17 protein-coding genes and 2 pseudogenes are annotated in these 16,715 nt (G+C 64.0%); 12 read left to right on the forward strand and 7 right to left on the reverse strand.

Annotation, left to right across the window (positions count from 1 at the left end; translation table 11 throughout):
• Positions 1 to 3 precede the first annotated feature (3 nt).
• Positions 4 to 141 carry an LPS translocon maturation chaperone LptM gene (lptM, locus tag CSV86_RS26735; protein ID WP_009395706.1) on the reverse strand — a complete coding sequence of 46 codons (138 nt, stop codon included), beginning with the start codon at positions 139 to 141 and terminating at the stop codon, positions 4 to 6.
• Between the two features lie 185 nt (positions 142 to 326).
• Between lptM and cyaY the strand changes: the two genes are divergently transcribed.
• The 3 genes from cyaY (at position 327) to rnk (ending at position 1,494) form a co-directional block, all read left to right on the forward strand.
• Positions 327 to 659, forward strand: coding sequence for an iron donor protein CyaY (gene cyaY, locus CSV86_RS26740; protein WP_009395705.1), 333 nt, complete (start codon positions 327 to 329; stop codon positions 657 to 659).
• A 1-nt stretch (position 660) separates the two neighbouring features.
• Positions 661 to 882: a DUF1289 domain-containing protein gene (locus CSV86_RS26745; RefSeq protein ID WP_009395704.1), complete on the forward strand. Its 222-nt coding sequence runs from the start codon at positions 661 to 663 to the stop codon at positions 880 to 882.
• 201 nt (positions 883 to 1,083) lie between these two features.
• Entirely contained in the window at positions 1,084 to 1,494 is a 411-nt protein-coding gene (gene rnk, locus CSV86_RS26750) for a nucleoside diphosphate kinase regulator (protein WP_009395703.1), read from the forward strand.
• On the opposite strand, the gene CSV86_RS26755 is transcribed toward rnk, so the two are convergent.
• The 3 genes from CSV86_RS26755 to CSV86_RS26765 all read right to left on the reverse strand — a co-directional run bounded on the left by CSV86_RS26755 (position 1,495) and on the right by CSV86_RS26765 (position 5,140).
• Positions 1,495 to 4,350: a class I adenylate cyclase gene (locus CSV86_RS26755; RefSeq protein WP_009395702.1), complete on the reverse strand. Its 2,856-nt coding sequence runs from the start codon at positions 4,348 to 4,350 to the stop codon at positions 1,495 to 1,497.
• Between the two features lie 176 nt (positions 4,351 to 4,526).
• Entirely contained in the window at positions 4,527 to 4,772 is a 246-nt protein-coding gene (locus CSV86_RS26760) for a TIGR02647 family protein (RefSeq protein ID WP_009395701.1), read from the reverse strand.
• A gap of 83 nt (positions 4,773 to 4,855) precedes the next feature.
• Positions 4,856 to 5,140 (reverse strand): hypothetical protein, encoded by a 285-nt coding sequence (locus CSV86_RS26765; RefSeq protein ID WP_009395700.1) that lies wholly within the window; start codon positions 5,138 to 5,140, stop codon positions 4,856 to 4,858.
• Between the two features lie 147 nt (positions 5,141 to 5,287).
• Here CSV86_RS26765 and CSV86_RS26770 point away from each other — a divergent pair, with 147 nt between their 5' ends.
• Entirely contained in the window at positions 5,288 to 5,956 is a 669-nt protein-coding gene (locus CSV86_RS26770) for a glutathione S-transferase family protein (RefSeq protein ID WP_009395696.1), read from the forward strand.
• 118 nt (positions 5,957 to 6,074) lie between these two features.
• Here CSV86_RS26770 and argH read toward each other — a convergent pair whose 3' ends face one another.
• Positions 6,075 to 7,469: an argininosuccinate lyase gene (argH, locus tag CSV86_RS26775; protein ID WP_009395695.1), complete on the reverse strand. Its 1,395-nt coding sequence runs from the start codon at positions 7,467 to 7,469 to the stop codon at positions 6,075 to 6,077.
• Positions 7,470 to 7,772: 303 nt separating this feature from the next.
• Here argH and CSV86_RS26780 point away from each other — a divergent pair, with 303 nt between their 5' ends.
• The 7 genes and pseudogenes from CSV86_RS26780 (at position 7,773) to CSV86_RS26810 (ending at position 14,169) form a co-directional block, all read left to right on the forward strand.
• Positions 7,773 to 8,519 (forward strand): LytR/AlgR family response regulator transcription factor, encoded by a 747-nt coding sequence (locus tag CSV86_RS26780; RefSeq protein ID WP_009395694.1) that lies wholly within the window; start codon positions 7,773 to 7,775, stop codon positions 8,517 to 8,519.
• Between the two features lie 115 nt (positions 8,520 to 8,634).
• Positions 8,635 to 9,576, forward strand: a complete 942-nt coding sequence (gene hemC / locus CSV86_RS26785; protein WP_009395691.1) for a hydroxymethylbilane synthase — start codon at positions 8,635 to 8,637, stop codon at positions 9,574 to 9,576.
• Positions 9,573 to 10,340, forward strand: a complete 768-nt coding sequence (locus CSV86_RS26790; RefSeq protein WP_009395689.1) for a uroporphyrinogen-III synthase — start codon at positions 9,573 to 9,575, stop codon at positions 10,338 to 10,340. Before hemC ends, CSV86_RS26790 begins: the two co-directional genes overlap by 4 nt.
• A gap of 44 nt (positions 10,341 to 10,384) precedes the next feature.
• Positions 10,385 to 11,515, forward strand: a complete 1,131-nt coding sequence (locus CSV86_RS26795; protein ID WP_009395687.1) for a uroporphyrinogen-III C-methyltransferase — start codon at positions 10,385 to 10,387, stop codon at positions 11,513 to 11,515.
• A pseudogene (locus CSV86_RS26800) lies at positions 11,512 to 12,749 on the forward strand (heme biosynthesis HemY N-terminal domain-containing protein). The gene CSV86_RS26795 and the pseudogene CSV86_RS26800 overlap by 4 nt, the downstream one beginning before the upstream one ends.
• 200 nt (positions 12,750 to 12,949) lie before the next feature.
• Positions 12,950 to 13,471: a disulfide bond formation protein B gene (locus CSV86_RS26805; protein WP_009395682.1), complete on the forward strand. Its 522-nt coding sequence runs from the start codon at positions 12,950 to 12,952 to the stop codon at positions 13,469 to 13,471.
• A gap of 227 nt (positions 13,472 to 13,698) precedes the next feature.
• Entirely contained in the window at positions 13,699 to 14,169 is a 471-nt protein-coding gene (locus tag CSV86_RS26810) for an Rsd/AlgQ family anti-sigma factor (RefSeq protein ID WP_037058943.1), read from the forward strand.
• 27 nt (positions 14,170 to 14,196) lie between these two features.
• On the opposite strand, the pseudogene CSV86_RS26815 reads toward CSV86_RS26810, so the two are convergent.
• Positions 14,197 to 14,858, reverse strand: a pseudogene (locus CSV86_RS26815) (FKBP-type peptidyl-prolyl cis-trans isomerase).
• A 241-nt stretch (positions 14,859 to 15,099) separates the two neighbouring features.
• On the opposite strand from CSV86_RS26815, the gene CSV86_RS26820 reads away from it, so the two are divergent.
• Complete coding sequence (locus CSV86_RS26820) at positions 15,100 to 16,233, forward strand: AlgP family protein (protein WP_009395678.1); 1,134 nt, start codon at positions 15,100 to 15,102, stop codon at positions 16,231 to 16,233.
• On the opposite strand, the gene CSV86_RS26825 is transcribed toward CSV86_RS26820, so the two are convergent.
• A complete protein-coding gene (locus CSV86_RS26825; protein ID WP_009395677.1) occupies positions 16,209 to 16,691 on the reverse strand; it encodes a TIGR02444 family protein in 483 nt (160 codons plus the stop codon). The two genes, CSV86_RS26820 and CSV86_RS26825, sit on opposite strands and share 25 nt — an antisense overlap.
• Positions 16,692 to 16,715 lie beyond the last annotated feature (24 nt).

Below are 16,715 nucleotides of genomic sequence, written 5' to 3' on the forward strand. Positions count from 1 at the left end.
CCCTTACTGGTGCTGGTGCGATTGCGACTTCTTGCCGTCCTTGCTGTCATCAGGAAGGTACAGCGGGCCTTTCTGGCCGCAGGCGGAGACAAGGCAGGCAACCGCGACGAGCGCCGCGAGGGAGGAAATCAGGCGCTTCATGGCGAAATCCTTTGATTTAAGCAGTATTGCGCCGGAGTATACCGAGCGTCCGGCGCCTTGCCTATGTAGCCGGCCAGCCGTCGGGCGGCACGTGCCGGGCCTGGCGTTTGTCTTTGCATTCGCGGCGCGGCGCTCGTATCTTGCCCGGCTTGCGTGTTGAGCAGACATTTTTCGAGGTTCCTGCAATGAGTTTGAGCGAAGCGCGTTTTCACGATCTGGTAGACGCGACCCAACAGGCACTGGAAGACCTGTTCGATGAGAGCGACCTGGACCTGGACATGGAAAATTCGGCCGGTGTGCTGACCGTCAAGTTCGACAACGGCGCCCAACTGATCTTCAGCCGCCAGGAGCCGCTGCGCCAGCTATGGCTGGCCGACCGCTCGGGTGGCTTCCACTTCGACTACGACGAAGAAAGCGGCAAGTGGGTCTGCGAGAAGACCGAGGAACTGCTGGGCGAGATGCTGGAGCGCATCGTCTGGGAGCGTGCCGGCGAGAAACTCGATTTCGAAGAGATCTGAGGTGAGCAGCGAAATCCGGCCGCCCAAGCCGCTGTACAGCAACGTGAGCCCGGCGGTGAAGTCGCCCTGCATCAGCACCTGCCGCCTGGATGAGGCGCGGGTGTGCATCGGCTGTTTCCGCCATGTGGAGCATATTCGCGAGTGGCGTTCGGCGGATGACCAGCGGCGGCGGGAGATCTGTGCCGAGGCGAGTGCGCGGCGGCTGGCTGCGACTGGCTCCTGAGTCTGTGGGGCTTTTGCTGGCCTCATCGCTGGCAAGCCAGCTCCCACAGGTCCGGCGGTGCACGCCAGCGATGAGGTCTTGAGAAATTGCTGGGCTGTGTTAGTGTCAGTCTCACACCGGCCATCTGCCGAACATTCGAAAACCCCGCCCTTGGGCGGGGTTTTGCTTTATGCGATCTACCAAAAGGAGTCTGAACGGATCATGAGCACCAAACCTTCCCTTACCCTCACCCGCCTGGACGTGCAGCGTCTGGAGCGCCTGATCGACAGCCTCGACGAGAACGCGCCGGGCGTCCTGGCCCTGCAGGGCGAGCTGGATCGCGCTGCTCAGGTGGTGGGCCACGATGAGGTGCCGGCAGGTGTGGTGACCATGAATTCCCGCGTGCATTGTCGCGAGGAAGCCAGCGGCAAGGACTATCACCTGACCCTGGTCTACCCGCAGGACGCCGGCAAGGAAGGCAACGTGTCGATCCTCGCGCCAATCGGCTGCGCGCTGCTCGGCCTGTCGGTGGGCGAGCAGATCGACTGGCCGGCGCCCGGCGGCAAGACCCTCAAGCTCAAGCTGCTGGAAGTCGAATACCAGCCGGAAGCGGCGGGCGACTTCGATCTCTGATCAGACCGCCGCCAGGGCCTGGTTGAGCACGCGCTCCAGTTCCTGCTTGTAGCGCAGGTACAGGATGCTCGAACCCTGGCCGTCGGCAAGCAGGTCGGAGAGATCCAGGTCGGTGATGTAGCAGCGATAGCGCTGCGCATCGCGGCGCTGCTCGATGATCTCGCGGGCGACCACGGCGTATAGCTGGTCGCCGTGATCCAGCTCGGAAAACTCCTTCTGGTTGCAGTACAGGGTGACGTGCATGGCGTCGTCCGCGGCGGCCTGGATGATTGCCTGTACTTCGTAGTAGGGCAGGTCGAAGGCCAGCTCCGGCGCCTGCCACGGCTCGACCTGCCGCGCTCGGCCGCTGCCCGAGGGCAATATCCGGTAATACAGGGTGTCCAGTGGATGGGCCTGTTGCTCGTCCATCGGCAGCCGCGCATTGCGGCGAAACACCACCGATTGCAGGAAGCGCTGCAACGGCAGGAGCAGGCTGCTCTCATCATGGAACGGCAGGCGCTGTTGCCACAGGGCGTTGTATTCGTCCAGCACGTAGACGTCCGCCCAGGTGTCCTGCACCCGGTAGAACACCTGCAGGCACTGCGGCTGGCCCAGCGGCAGGACCAGCGCCAGGTCGTGCTCCTCCAGGACATTGCCGTCCAGGGCCAACGGGCTGTAGCCGTGGCGTTCTTCGCCGAGGTACGCCAGCAGCGCGGCCTGGCTGTCCACCGAGACCAGGTTCACCCCGCCGGCGAACAGTTCCAGCACGTGGGTATGCTGCTGTACCTGGATCAGGTAGCGGTGGTCCAGACGCTGGTCGAACAGGGCCTGGGCGGTAACGAACACTTCCTCGACCCGCTGGGCGATGGCCAGGGCGCGGTTGTGGCAGAAGCTGCGCACCCGCAGCCTTGGCCGGTGCGGGGCTTCCACGGCGCTGTGGTCGAGGCTGTTGAGATAGTCGCGCAGGCAGCGCAACAGCGCATGCTCGCCGTCGTAGCGCAGCACCTGGACCTCGTTCCAGCTGTTGAGGGTCACCTGGTCCAGGGTGAGGACCAGGTTTTCCCTGACCCCGGCGTAGCTCAGCGAATCGGTGCGCTCGGTGGTCATCAGGATGTTCAGGTCACGGTGATGGCGTAGCGGGTCGACGCCTACGTTGACCAGCAGCAGTACCTCGTCGGCCACGCTCGGGCGCAGCAAGCGCGCGTCGCTGACCGTGCTCAATGGCAGCATCACGCTCTGTTGCAGGCTGCCGATCAGGTTGAACAGCTCGTACTCGCTCAGGTCGCTGCTGCCCGGATGCAGGGCCAGGCGCGTGGCGCTGTCGATCACGCCGTTGCGATGGGCCCAGGCCAGCAGGTCGAGAAGGTCGCGGCTGCGCTTGATCGGCGTGAACTGCTCCCATTCGTGCACGGCCAGGTTGCCGTTGTACAGGCCCCAATGGGTCTGGCCCGGCTCCTTGCGGTCCGGCGAGTTGACCAGCGTCAGGGTGTCTTCGGCCAGGTCCGGCGCCACGCCCGGGTTGACGAACTCGACCTTGCCGGCGCGACGCTCGAAGGCGGCATACAGGCGTCGGCCGAGGATGTTCAGGTCACGTTGGTCGATGCGTGCGGTAGCACCGAGATTGCGGGCGAACTGGTCGAGGAAGCGATAGCTGTGGTTCAGCTCGGCGACCAGCACCCGGCGTTCGGCCGCCACCTGGCGCACTTTCCATTGGCTGCGGCTGTCGAGCAGGGCCAACTGGCGTTCGTCCCAGCCCCACTCGTGCGTCAGGCGCTGCAGCAGCTCGCTCTGCCAGTTGGGTTTTTGCCGGGCCATCTGGCTGATCTTGCGGTTGACCTTCAGGTACAGGCTGCGTCGTACCAGCTCCAGGCGCTGGGTTTCGTTGCGCCGTTGCAGGTACTGCTCGATGCGGCGGTAGACCATCATGTACGGGTCCAGCTCGTCGATATCGAGGATGTTGGCGAACACGGCCTGCTTGAAGTGCAGGCTCAGGCAGCGCACGTCGGGGTGTTCGCTGGCGTAGACCTCGGTCAGCAATAGCTTGAGCACCGATTTGTAGGGCGACTCGATCCCCTTGTACAACTGCCACAGCCCGGCGCCGACGAACTCACCGGGCGGGATTTGCGCCAGGTTGCCGAGGTCCAGCACCTCTTCGCTGCGCACGAAGCGCTTGGACAGCAGGGTCTCGGTGTACTGCGCGTAATTGCTTTCCTCATAGACCGGCACCAGCCACCACAGCGGTGTGCGCCCGGCGAGCCAGATCGCGGTGCGGTAGAACTCGTCGAGCAGCAGGTAATGCTGGGTGGTGCCACAGTTGTCGGAACTCAGGCGGCTGTCGCGCTCGCCGCGCACGAACTGGCCTGGCTCGATCAGGAACAGGTGCGCCTCGGCACCCTGGCTGGCGGCCCAGGCTTCCAGCAGCTGGCATTTCCTGCGCAGCTCGGCCAGGGCCGCCTCGTCCGCATCGGGCGCGTGGCAGACCCAGATATCCATGTCGCTCTGTTCGGCCTGGGCCAGGGTGCCCAGGCTGCCCATCAGGAACAGGCCGTGGATCGGCTGTTGCCGTTCACCACGCCTGGCCTTGTAGGAAAACGATCGGGTCAGGCGCTGGGCCTCGGCCAGCACCTGCGGGCCCGGCTCGTAGGCGGAGACACCGGCCAGGGTATTGCCGGACACATAGCCCGGCAACAGCGGATGATTGACGTGAAAGAACAGCGGCAACAGGGTCAGCACCTGTTGCTGACGGCTGGACAGCCCTTCCATGGCGCGGGTCAGGCGACCCTGGTTGAGGTCCATGAAGCGCTTGCGCAACTGGCCGAGGACCTTGCGGTCGATACCCTGGTCGAGATCAGGGCGGATTTCGTGAGGAAGATTCATCGCAAGCTCAAACCAGCCGTCGTGGAGGCAGGGGCGAGTTTAGCCGCAGTCGGAGTACAGCGATAAGCGCTATTTGATTTTTGACGTCATTTTTCCAGCGCCGTTTGTCGGCGCCGCCGAATCTGTCGTGGCAAGCCCGTTGCAAAGGCGACGGGCTTGGCCGTTGGCGGGCTGTATCAGGCGGGCTCGGCGACGTTCAGGATGGTCAACAGTTGTTGGGTGGCTTCCGCAGCATCATGGCCAAGCTGCGTCAGGTAGCCGCCGTCGGGCTGGTCGATCAGTTTCTTTTCATAAAGGCGTTTTGCCGCGGCAATGGTTTGCGGGGCGGCAGTGGCATGGACCTTGAGTCCTTCCTGAGTGCTGTCCAGGTTGAACAGCGCGAGAATTTCCAGTTCGGCAACCAGCTCGGGGGTGAACGACATAGATACTCCGACTTCAAGAAAAGGAGGGCGGCACCTCTGCGGATGCCTGGTCTTGCAGTGTAGTCGCCTTGCCTGGGTTTGCCTTATTCCTTCTCGGGCGGCAGCTCCGGCAGGGCGCGCAACGCGGTTTCGTACCACTCGGCGTTGAACGGGCGGTCTTCGCCGAGCATGGCATCGATCTCTATCGCCAGCACGTGGGCCATCAGGTTGAGGATGTCGTCGCGCTCATAGCCCACCAGGGTCAGCTTGTTGAACACGGCCTGGGCGGCCGGCGGCTCGCCGCTTTCAAGCTGGTTTTCAATGGCCTGGATCAGGGTTGATTCGGCGAATGCTTCATCGTCGTCGTGGTCGATCTCGTGGTCGCTCATGGTGTGCTCCTTGGGACAAGGGAGCCAGTGTGCCACGGCCTTGCCGGCAATGCCGGGGTATCTGCCGTCCGCATGATGCTGGTCAGTCGCCTGGCGTTGCGGCTATAACAGCGCGGCCAACCCCTTACGGCCTGGAGGCTGTTCCTCATGCTCAAGCTTCATGGATTCGCGGTCAGCAACTACTACAACATGGTCAAACTGGCGCTGCTGGAAAAAGGCCTGCCCTTCGAGGAAGTGCTGTTCTTCGGCGGCCAGGTTCCGGATTCGCTGAAGATCAGCCCGCGCGGCAAGGTCCCGGTGCTTGAGACCGAACAGGGTTTCCTCAGCGAGACCGACATCATCCTCGACTATATCGAGCAGACCCAAGGCGGCAAGCCGCTGCTGCCGGCCGAGCCTTTCGCCCGGGCCAAGGTCTGGGAGCTGGTCAAGGAAATCGAGCTGTACATCGAGTTGACCGCGCGCGTGTTCTACCCGCAGTCCTTCTTTGGCGCCGAAGTACCGGAACCGCTCAAGGCCAAGGCCTGGCCGGAGCTGCTGGCTGGGCTGGCGACCCTCAAGCGCAATGGGCTGTTCGCGCCTTATGTGGCAGGTGAACGCTTCACCGTGGCGGACCTGTATTTCTTCTTCAGCGTCGATCTGGCCCGGGCGGTGGGCAGGAAGGTATATGGCGTGGATGTACTGGAAGACTTCCCGCAGGCGGTAGCGCTGCTGGAACTGATCGGGCAGAACCCGCACGTGGCGGCGATCAATGAAGCGAAGGCGGCGATGTTCCCGACCTTCCTGGAGAAGGTGGTGAAGGCGCGTAGTCAGCAATAAGGAAGAATACAGGACCCTGTGGGAGCTGGCTTGCCAGCGATAGCTGTAGTGAATTCACCATAGTTATCGCTGCGGTTCGGCGGTCCGACAAGCCAGCTCCCACAAGGGGCCAGTGTACTTAGCGGCTGGCCAGCAGGGCCTTGCCGCGTGCTACCGCAGCGCGAACCTGCGCCGGAGCGGTCCCACCAATGTGGTTGCGCGCGTTGACCGAACCTTCCAGGGTCAGCACGGCGAACACGTCCTGATCGATCTGGTCGCTGAACTGGCGCAGTTCTTCCAGGCTCATTTCGGCCAGGTCCTTGCCGGTATCAACGCCATATTTCACCGCATGGCCGACGATCTCGTGGCAGTCACGGAACGGCAGGCCGCGGCGCACCAGGTAATCGGCCAGGTCGGTGGCGGTGGAGAAGCCGCGCAGGGCCGCTTCGCGCATCACCGCATGACGCGGCTTGATCGCCGGGATCATGTCGGCGAAGGCCCGCAACGAGTCGCGCAGGGTGTCGGCGGCGTCGAACAGCGGTTCCTTGTCTTCCTGGTTGTCCTTGTTATAGGCCAGTGGCTGCCCCTTCATCAGGGTCAGCAGGCCGGTCAGGGCGCCGAACACCCGGCCGGTCTTGCCGCGTACCAGCTCCGGCACGTCAGGGTTCTTCTTCTGCGGCATGATCGAGCTGCCGGTACAGAACCGGTCAGGCAGGTCGATGAACTGGAACTGTGCGCTGGTCCACAGCACCAGCTCTTCGGAGAAGCGCGACAGGTGCATCATCGCCACGCTGGCCGCAGCGCAGAACTCGATGGCGAAATCGCGATCGGAGACGCCATCCAGCGAGTTGCCGGCCACGGCTTCGAAGCCCAGCAACTGGCAAGTCAGCTCGCGGTCGATGGGGTAGGTGGTGCCGGCCAGGGCGGCGCTGCCCAAGGGCATGCGGTTGGTACGCTTGCGGCAGTCCACCAGGCGCTCGTAGTCGCGGCTGAGCATTTCGAACCAGGCCAGCAGGTGGTGGCCGAAGGTGACCGGCTGGGCAGTCTGCAGGTGGGTGAAGCCGGGCATGACGGTTTCCGCCTCGCGCTCGGCCTGTTCCAGCAGGCCCTGCTGCAGGCGGGTGATCTCGCCGAGGATCAGGTCGATCTCGTCACGCAGCCACAGGCGGATATCGGTGGCCACCTGGTCGTTGCGGCTGCGGCCGGTGTGCAGTTTCTTGCCGGTGATGCCGATGCGGTCGGTCAGGCGTGCCTCGATGTTCATGTGCACGTCTTCCAAGTCGACGCGCCAGTCGAAGTTGCCGGCCTCGATCTCGGACTGGATGGTCTTCAGGCCGTCGATGATGCTGTCGCGCTCGGCGTCGGTGAGCACGCCGACCTTCGCCAGCATGGTGGCGTGGGCGATCGAACCCATGATGTCGTGGCGGTACAGGCGCTGGTCGAAGGTGACGGAGGCGGTGAAGCGGGCGACGAAGGCGTCGACGGGTTCACTGAAGCGGCCGCCCCAGGACTGGTTGGTCTTGTCAGTGCTCATGGATTCGCTCGTTGAAGGCGTGAACGGGAAAAAGTGTGCGGATGATAACAGGGTTGCCGGCCGCCACGGGGCTCGGCGGTCGGTACAAGTGCGGGTTTATGTCGCGCTGGCGGGGGATATTCAACGATTGAACGGCAGTGTTGCGGCAACCGTCTACAGTTGGACAGAGGATCGGCATTGTTTGCTGTCGACCAGTGAATCTTTAGCCATCGTGCGAGTCAGAGCGTGGGTCGCCGTGACGGCCTGTCACCGTGATTGTCCACGTATGCCTTGTGCGAGACTCACGCAGGAATCCAGCGCAATATGAATGTCCTGATCGTTGATGACGAACCCCAAGCCCGCGAACGCCTGAGCCGCCTGCTCGGCGAACTGGAGGGCTATACCGTGCTGGAGCCCAGCGCCACCAATGGCGAAGAGGCTTTGGCGCTGATCGATAGCCACAAGCCCGACGTGGTCCTGCTCGACATCCGCATGCCCGGCATGGACGGCCTGCAGGTCGCCGCCCGCCTGTGCGAGCGCGAAGCCCCGCCGGCGCTGGTGTTCTGCACCGCCGAAGATGAGTTCACCCTCGAGGCGTTCAAGGACAGCACCCTCGGCTACGTCTTGAAGCCGGTGCAGAGCGATGCCCTGCACGATGCCCTGCGCAAGGCCGAGCGCCCCAACCGCACGCAGCTTGCGGCCCTGACCCGCCCGGCCGGAGACAGCGGCAGCGCTCCGCGCAGCCACATCAGCGCGCGGACCCGCAAGGGCATCGAGCTGATTCCCCTGGACCAGGTGATCTACTTCATCGCCGACCACAAGTACGTCACCTTGCGCCATGAACACGGCGAGGTCCTTCTGGATGAGCCGCTGAAGGCGCTGGAGGATGAATTCGGCGAGCGCTTCGTGCGCATCCACCGCAATGCCCTGGTCGCGCGCGACCGTATCGAACGCCTGCAACGCACGCCCCTCGGGCATTTCCAGCTGTTCCTCAAAGGTTTGAATGGCGATGCGCTGATCGTCAGCCGCCGGCATGTGGCCGGCGTCCGCAAAATGATGCAGCAGCTTTAGGGCGGGGATGGAGCGATCGCGGCCACGGACGGTCACTTCTTTGCTGACATGGATCTGCAAGGGACTTTGATCTAGCTGTTATCATCCGGCGAATCTATCTCGTACGGATCGTTCCATGTCCACTCGCGAAATCCGCATTGCCACCCGCAAAAGCGCCCTTGCCCTGTGGCAGGCCGAATATGTCAAAGCCCGCCTGGAACAGGCGCATCCGGGCCTGATCGTGACCCTGGTGCCGATGGTCAGTCGCGGCGACAAGCTGCTCGACTCGCCGTTGTCGAAGATCGGCGGCAAGGGCCTGTTCGTCAAGGAGCTGGAAACCGCGCTGCTCGAACAGCAGGCGGATATCGCCGTGCACTCGATGAAGGACGTGCCGATGGACTTCCCCGAGGGCCTTGGCCTGTTCTGCATCTGCGAACGTGAAGACCCGCGCGACGCCTTTGTTTCCAATACCTTCTCCAGCCTCGATGCGCTGCCGGCCGGCAGCATCGTCGGCACTTCCAGCCTGCGCCGCCAGGCCCAGTTGCTGGCCCGCCGCCCTGACCTGCAGATCCGTTTCCTGCGCGGCAACGTCAACACCCGCCTGGCCAAGCTGGACGCCGGTGAATACGACGCCATCATTCTTGCGGCTGCCGGGCTGATCCGCCTTGGTTTCGAAGACCGCATCACCGACACCATCAGCGTCGATGACAGCCTGCCGGCAGGCGGCCAGGGGGCGGTCGGTATTGAATGCCGCAGCGCCGACAGCGAAATCCATACACTCCTGGCGCCACTCCATCACGCCGACACTGCCGACCGCGTGACGGCCGAGCGGGCACTCAACAAACATCTCAACGGCGGCTGCCAGGTGCCGATCGCCTGCTACGCCGTGCTAGAAGGTGACCAACTGTGGCTGCGCGGCCTGGTGGGCGAGCCGGCTGGCGGTGCGCTGCTGAACGCGCAAGGCCGGGCCCCCCGTGGCGATGCCGAAACCCTTGGCATACAGGTCGCCGAAGCGCTGCTGGCCCAGGGCGCCGGCGACATTCTCAAAGCCGTCTATGGCGAGGCCGGTCACCCGTGACCGCCTGGCGGCTGCTGCTGACCCGGCCGGGCGAAGAGTGCGCGGCCCTGGCCGCCACCCTGGATGCCGCCGGTGTGTACGGCAGTTGCATGCCTTTGCTCGACATCCAGCCGCTGGCGGTTTCGGAGAAGCAGCGGGCGTTGGTGCGCAACCTTGATCACTACCGTGCGGTTATCGTGGTGAGCAAGCCGGCAGCCCGCCTGGGGTTGGCGCTGTGTGCCGAACACTGGTCCTCGTTGCCGCCGCTGGCCTGGTTCACCGTCGGCGCGGCGACCGCCGCGGTGCTTGAGGAGCAGGGGCTGGAGGTGCATTACCCGCAAGGCGCCGACGACAGCGAAGCGCTGCTTCGCCTGCCTCGCCTGCAGGCGGCCCTGGCCTGCGCAACGCCGCAGGTGCTGATCATGCGTGGAGAGGACGGCCGCGAACTGCTGGCCAGCCAGTTGACTGCGCAGGGTGCGCATGTCGACTATCTGCCGCTGTACCGTCGCGGGCTCCCCGACTACCCTGCCAATGCCCTGGTGCAGCGGATCGTAGCGGAACGCCTGAACGGGGTGGTGGTCAGCAGTGGACAGGGCTTCGAACACCTGCGCGCGCTTGCTGCGCAGGATTGGCCGCGACTGGCGCGGCTGCCCTTGTTCGTGCCGAGCCCGCGGGTCGCGCAGATCGCCCGACAGGCCGGTGCGCAGAATGTGGTGGATTGCCGTGGCGCCGGTGCCGCGGCTTTGCTGGCGGCGCTGCAGGAAACCCCTGCACCCGCTTCCTGAGGCGCTAAGCTGAGGCGACGCGCCTGAAAACAAAGGATGGATACGTGAGCGAAACAGCCTTGCCCAACGAAGAACAGCAAACGACGTCCGAGGCTTCGACGAATCCTGCGCCTGCGTCTTCCGGGCGTTCCGGAAACGGTCTGGCGGTCCTCGCCCTGCTGCTCGGCGCCGCAGGTGTGGCAGCCGGTGGCTGGGGGCTGTGGCAGGTGCGGCACCTGCAGCAGGTGAACCAGGACCAGGTCGAGCAGGTTCGCCAGCTCAATCAGCAAAGCGAGGCCTTGCAAGCCCGCGAGCAGCAGCTATCGGCGCAGCTCGACAGCTTGCCTCCGGCGAGCGAGCTGGAGGACCGCCGCCGCCTGGTCGCGCAACTGCAGGGCGACCAGCAACGCCTGAGCCAGCGCCTGGAAACGGTACTGGGCGCCAGCCGCAAGGACTGGCGCCTGGCCGAGGCGGAACACTTGCTGCGGCTGGCCAGCCTGCGCCTGTCCGCCTTGCAGGACATCGCCAGCGCCCGGGCGCTGGTGGAAGGCGCCGACCAGATCCTGCGCGAGCAGAGCGACCCAGGTTCCTTCGCGGCCCGCGAGCAACTGGCCCGCAGTCTTGCCGCCTTGAACAGCGTGCAACAGCCGGACCGCACCGGGCTGTTCCTCAAGCTTGCTGCGCTGCGTGAACAGGTCGTGCAACTCAATGCGCTGGCGCCGGAATTCAAGAACGATGGCGAACCCCTGTTCGGCCTGGGGGCCGGCGCCGACAGTGACAGTCGGTGGGCGCAGTGGTGGGCGCAGATCTCGCGTTACTTCCGTATCGATTTCAACGCCGATGACAACATTCGTCCGTTGCTCGCCGGGCAGGCCCTTGCCCAGGTGCGCCTGGCCCTGAGCCTGGCCCTGGAACAGGCGCAGTGGGCAGCGTTGAACGGCGAGGCCAAGGTCTACGGCCAGGCCCTGGATGAAGCGCGCAGCGTGCTGCTGGGCAGCTTCAACAAGGACAACGAACAGAGCCGGCTGATGCTGGACCAGCTCAACGCGCTGGTGAAGGAACCGGTGACCGTGGTCACGCCGGACCTGGCTGAAAGCCTGGCCGCCGTCCAGGCCTATCTCGAGCGCCGGCATCTGCCCGCCGAGGAAGCGATCCTGCGCCAGCCGGGTGAGAAAGCCGGGGAGGCGACGCCATGAAACGCGCCTACATCCTGGTGATCGTGGCGATTGTCGTCGCGACCCTGCTGGGTATCGCCGTAGCCAGGCACACGGGCTACGTGCTGATCGCCTATGAGGGTTTCCGCTATGAATCGAGCCTGTGGGCGACCCTGGCGCTGCTGGCAGCCGTGGTTCTGGTCCTGTGGTTGCTCAAGCTGCTTATCGGTCTGGTGCTGACCTCTACCGGTGTGGTCAATCCATGGTCGCGGCGCAACCGCAGCCGGCGTACCCGGCTCGCCATCGAGCAGGGCCAGCTGGACCTGGCCGAGGGGCGCTGGGCCAGCGCCCAGCGGCATCTGCATCGTGCTGCCGAGGCCGAGCGCCAACCGCTGCTGTACTACCTCGGCGCGGCCCGTGCGGCCAACGAGCTGGGGCGCACCGAAGACAGCGACAGCCTGCTGGAACGGGCGCTGGAGCGTCAGCCACAGGCGGAACTGGCGATCGCCCTGACTCATGCGCAGTTGCAGGTCGATCGCGGCGACACCGATGCCGCTCTTGAAACCCTGCAGGCCATGCACGAGCGTCACCCGCACAATGTGCAGGTCCTGAGGCAGTTGCAGCGTCTGTATCAGCAGCGTGGCGACTGGTCGGCACTGATCCGCCTGATGCCGGAACTGCGCAAGGACAAGGTGCTTTCGGCCAAGGAACTGGCGGAACTGGAGCGCCGGGCCTGGGGCAGAACCTTTCCCTGGCGGCCCAGCGCGAGGACGACGGCCAGGCCGCGCGACAGTCGCTGGAGCGCGCCTGGCAGCAACTGACCAACGCCCAGCGGCAAGAGCCGCAGTTGGTCCTGGCCTATGCCGAGCAGCTTCGTCAACTTGGCGCGGAAAACGAGGCGGAGGAAATCCTTCGCACTGCCCTCAAGCGCGATTATGAGACTCACCTGGCGCGTCTGTACGGGCTGGTGCGCGGCAGCGACCCGGCGAAGCAATTGCAGACCGCCGAAGGCTGGCTCAAGGCCCATCCGCAGGATCCCGGCCTGCTGCTGACCCTGGGGCGGCTTAGCCTGCAGAATCGCTTGTGGGGCAAGGCGCGGGATTATCTCGAAGACAGCCTGCGCCTGCAGCGCAACCCGGAAGCCTGCGCCGAACTGGCTCGCCTGCTGGCCGGCCTGGGTGAGAACGAGCGCAGCAACCAGCTGTTCCAGGAAGGACTTGGTCTGCTCGACGAACGCCTGCTCGCCCTGCCACTGCCTGACCAAGTGCGGGCTTGACAGCGATCACGGGCTGATCGCCAGGGTCAGCCCGTGAAAAAGGCTCTAGTAGAGGCTTCTTAGCAGGATTGTGGATTTTTCCTACTGATTTAGGCGAATTTTCCATTAAAAATCAGAGACTTGTCCCTTTAGTCGCTTCTTGAAACAACGAGGCGCTTTCCTCTACCGTTGCCAAATGTCTTTTCTGCCCTGGTCCTGTCATGCCTCTGGCTTGTCTGCGCTCCTTCTTTTTCCCGGCATTCCTGGCGTCCTTTCTGGTTCTGTGTGGCTCGTTCTACCTCGAGCTCGGCCTGGGGCTGGCGGCATGTCCGCTGTGCCTGGGGCAACGTTTCCTGCTGGCGACGTTCTCGCTTACCTGCCTGATGGCGATGCTGCGCGCGCCCGGGCGCATTGGCGCACGCATCTGGCTATGGGCCTGCCTGGGACAGTCGCTGGCCGGTAGCGCACTGGCGGCGCGGCATGTAAGGCTGCAAGGGCTGTTTCCATCACCCGAGATTCCGTGCGAGCAGAACCTGGCCTACCTTCTCGAACAGGGAACAGCCAGCCAATGGCTGCATGCCCTGGTGCTGGGGTCGGCCGAATGCGTGCCGATCACCTGGAGTTTCTTCAGCCTGAGCGTGCCGGAATGGAGCCTGCTGGCGTTCGTCGGGCTGGCCGTGGCGGTGCTGATTCGCTTGCTGCCGCAACGCCGGCTGAACCTGGCCGATTCCTCGGGGTCATGAAAGGGTTGGTCGTCATTTCAAACGGCCGGCGGCGATGGGTCGCAGGATCAAACACTTGTATGAAACTAGTCGACTGCGTACCTTGAAGCCAAGGGCGTGCGGGAATAATCTCCCTGCACGCATACCGAAAACACTGCTGCTCAATGCCGTTCTGCCGTTGTTCCTTTTTCATCGCGACTTGCGATATCGGGGCGCAGGGGGCACGACCCTTAAGGGATGAGACCGCCATGTTAGATAGTTGTCAGAATGCTCAGGAACGCTGGGGTGGGGTTCACAAGCTCATTGACCGCTGGCTGCAGGAGCGAAAGGAGCTGGTCACTGCGTTCCGCGAATTGCGCGATGCCAAACCGGCATTTGCCGACAAGTCACTCAATGGCCGGTTCTGCGAGATCCTCGTGGATTATGTCTCGGCCTGGCACTTTGAAATCTGGGAACAGTTGATCAGCGAAGCCAAGGCTTTCGGTGACGATAGCGGCGTGCTCAAGGCGCAAGGGATCGATGAGTTCATCCGTCTCAGCACTGAACAGGCGCTGCAGTTCAATGATCATTGCAGCAAAGGCGAATGTACCGATCCCGAGCATTTCGCCGAAGAGTTGAAGAAACTGGGCAGCAAGTTGCGTGAGCGCTTCGAACTTGAAGATGGCCTCATCGACGCGTTGCACACGGCGCACAAGGAAAACGCAGCAGCGCTTGCCTGACGCCGGGCCCTGTAACGTTGCCGACGCTCAGTCGGCAACGTCGAGCAATTCGATCTCGAATACCAGTGGCGTGTAGGGGGCGATCAGGTCGCCTGCACCATCGGCGCCATAAGCCTGCCCGGACGGGATCACCAGGCGGTATTTCGAGCCCGCCGCCATCTCCGGCAGCGCCGCCTGCCAACCCGCGATCACGCTGTCCAGGTTGAACCACTGGGGCTGGTCGTTCTGGTCGAAGACCGTGCCGTCCGGCAATTTCCCTACATAACGCACCTTTACCTTGCCGCCCGCTTTCGGCTTGGCGCCCGTGCCTTGCTGCAACAGGCTCATCAGTACGCCATCGCTCAATTCGCGCACGCCGGCACGGCCGCGTTCGTTGGCGATAAAGCGTCGCTCCGCAGCCAGTGCCTGTTCGACATGGGACTGTGCGGCCGCATCGTTGGCTTGCTGGTCATGTTGGGCGAGGATGGCATCGATACGTGCCTGGGGCAGGGCAAGTGGTTTGTTCTGGTAAGCCTGCTGCAACCCTTCGATCAGGGCCTGGAGCTGCAGCCCGGGACTTCCGCACGCAAGCGTTCGCCAAGGCTGGCGCCGAGGCTGTAGGCCAGATCATGATCCGATGCAGCGGCGGATTGTTCCGCATGGGCCGGGGGCAGCAGGAAGAATAACGACAGCAGCAAATAGCGCGGCACGGGCTGGCTCCGAAGATGAAAAAAGAAGAGTTGCAGCGGGTTTGATTATGCCTGTTCGCCGAGGCAAGTTAGTTAATTGTCTGCATTCTGTAACGCAGCAACTACACTTGCCCCCAGCGGCAGCTTCGACAACTTTGCCCAGGCATGCAACGCGGCGACTTCTTTACTGTCAACATGCCCTAGCGGCGATAGCAGCACAGGTCTAGTATGAGCCGCAATTTCGTCAGCCAGGAGGAAAGCCATGTCGGCCAACAAGAAGCCAGTCAACACGCCGTTGCACCTGCTGCAACAACTCTCGGGCAGCCTGCTCGAGCATTTGGAAGATGCCTGCTCGCAAGCGCTGGCCGATGCGGAAAAACTGCTCGCCAAGTTGGAAAAACAACGTGGCAAGGCTCAGGAGAAACTGCACAAGTCGCGCCTGAAACTTCAGGACGTTGCCGCCTCTGGTAAAGCCAAGGCGCAGGACAAGGCAAAAACCGCGGTTGGCGAACTGGAAGCACTGCTCGATTCTTTGAAAGATCGCCAGACCCAGACCCGTACTTATATTGTGCAACTGAAAAAAGATGCCCAGGAAAGCCTGAAAATTGCCCAGGGCGTCGGCAAGGTTCGTGAGGCTGCGGCCAAGGCCCTGTCCTCTCGCGTTCCGGCTAAACCTGCTGCTGCTGCCAAGGCCGCCGCGAAACCGGCCGCCAAGCCTGCTGCCGCCAAGGCGCCGGCCAAACCTGCCGCCAAGGCTGCTGCTGCCAAGGCTCCGGCCAAGCCAGCCGCGAAGGCTGTTGCTGCCAAGGCTCCGGCCAAGCCAGCCGCGAAACCAGCTGCTGCCAAGCCTGCCGCAAAAACCGCCGCTGCCAAGGCTCCAGCCAAGCCAGCCGCGAAACCAGTAGCTGCCAAGCCTGCTGCCAAAGCCGCTACCGCCAAACCCGCTGCGAAAACCGCTGCTGCCAAGGCACCCGCCAAGCCAGCCGCGAAGCCTGCTGCTGCCAAGCCAGCAGCGGCCAAACCGGCCAGCACTGCGGCTAAAGCTCCAGCCAAAGCCGCTGCCAAGCCTGCTGCTGCGAAACCCGCTGCCAAGCCAGTTGCTGCCAAACCGGCGGCCAAGCCTGCTGCTGCGAAACCAGCCGCCAAGCCTGCCGCTGCCAAGCCGGCTGCCGCAAAACCAGCCGCCAAGCCCGCCGCCAAGCCGGCCGCGACCAAGGCACCTGCCAAACCTGCAGCAGCCAAGCCAGCGGCAAAACCTGCCGCCGCCAAACCCGCTGCGGCCAAGCCCGCTACTCCGGCTGCCACTCCGGCACCAACGCCTGCTGCTTCGCCAGCGCCGGCGGCAACGCCTGCTGCTGCCACCCCAAGCACTCAGACGCCGTCTTCGGCTTCCTGAGTGGTTCCCGCCGCGACGCGCAGCACACGCAGCGCGTCGCGATCGCGGGAGGCTGCCGGCGCCAGCCGGGCCAGCCAGCTTTCCGACGGGGCTTCGGCTCCGTTCGGCCAGCCACTGCACATGTCTTGCAGGCGTTGCAGTTGCAGGCGTTCCGCATCCAGTTCAAGTGCCTTCAATCGTTCACGCAGGGCCGCCAGTTGCGCATCCTTCAGCGCGTCGGCGCGCCATTGCTGGCGCAGTGCGCGTAACGGTCGGACCACATCGGTTTGCCAAGGCCTGGCCAGTTGCCGAAGCCCTTCGACACGCTCGTCGCTGAGCGCCACACAGCGCTGTTCCAGCCAGGCGCCGCAGAGCAGCAGGCAGACATCGGCGCCCAATGCCTGCAATTCCAGGCAGGCTGTTTCCACGCCAGGACGGGCATAAAGCCCGACGGCGAAATCCCACAGGTCGGTGTGCATATTCCTGCTCGCGCCAGTTGCCAG

Source organism: Pseudomonas bharatica CSV86 (assembly GCF_000319305.2).
In the GTDB taxonomy this organism is placed as follows: Bacteria; Pseudomonadota; Gammaproteobacteria; order Pseudomonadales; family Pseudomonadaceae; genus Aquipseudomonas; species Aquipseudomonas bharatica.

Excerpts from the sequence above, each read along its gene's own strand:
- argH (WP_009395695.1), bottom strand. The coding sequence starts at position 7,469 with ATGAGCACTGACAAGACCAACCAGTCCTGGGGCGGCCGCTTCAGTGAA.
- CSV86_RS26765 (WP_009395700.1), bottom strand. The coding sequence starts at position 5,140 with ATGAGCGACCACGAGATCGACCACGACGACGATGAAGCATTCGCCGAA.
- CSV86_RS26805 (WP_009395682.1), top strand. The coding sequence starts at position 12,950 with ATGCCTCTGGCTTGTCTGCGCTCCTTCTTTTTCCCGGCATTCCTGGCG.
- CSV86_RS26755 (WP_009395702.1), bottom strand. The coding sequence starts at position 4,350 with ATGAATCTTCCTCACGAAATCCGCCCTGATCTCGACCAGGGTATCGAC.
- hemC (WP_009395691.1), top strand. The coding sequence starts at position 8,635 with ATGTCCACTCGCGAAATCCGCATTGCCACCCGCAAAAGCGCCCTTGCC.
- CSV86_RS26820 (WP_009395678.1), top strand. The coding sequence starts at position 15,100 with ATGTCGGCCAACAAGAAGCCAGTCAACACGCCGTTGCACCTGCTGCAA.
- CSV86_RS26770 (WP_009395696.1), top strand. The coding sequence starts at position 5,288 with ATGCTCAAGCTTCATGGATTCGCGGTCAGCAACTACTACAACATGGTC.
- rnk (WP_009395703.1), top strand. The coding sequence starts at position 1,084 with ATGAGCACCAAACCTTCCCTTACCCTCACCCGCCTGGACGTGCAGCGT.
- CSV86_RS26780 (WP_009395694.1), top strand. The coding sequence starts at position 7,773 with ATGAATGTCCTGATCGTTGATGACGAACCCCAAGCCCGCGAACGCCTG.
- lptM (WP_009395706.1), bottom strand. The coding sequence starts at position 141 with ATGAAGCGCCTGATTTCCTCCCTCGCGGCGCTCGTCGCGGTTGCCTGC.
- CSV86_RS26810 (WP_037058943.1), top strand. The coding sequence starts at position 13,699 with ATGTTAGATAGTTGTCAGAATGCTCAGGAACGCTGGGGTGGGGTTCAC.
- cyaY (WP_009395705.1), top strand. The coding sequence starts at position 327 with ATGAGTTTGAGCGAAGCGCGTTTTCACGATCTGGTAGACGCGACCCAA.
- CSV86_RS26825 (WP_009395677.1), bottom strand. The coding sequence starts at position 16,691 with ATGCACACCGACCTGTGGGATTTCGCCGTCGGGCTTTATGCCCGTCCT.
- CSV86_RS26760 (WP_009395701.1), bottom strand. The coding sequence starts at position 4,772 with ATGTCGTTCACCCCCGAGCTGGTTGCCGAACTGGAAATTCTCGCGCTG.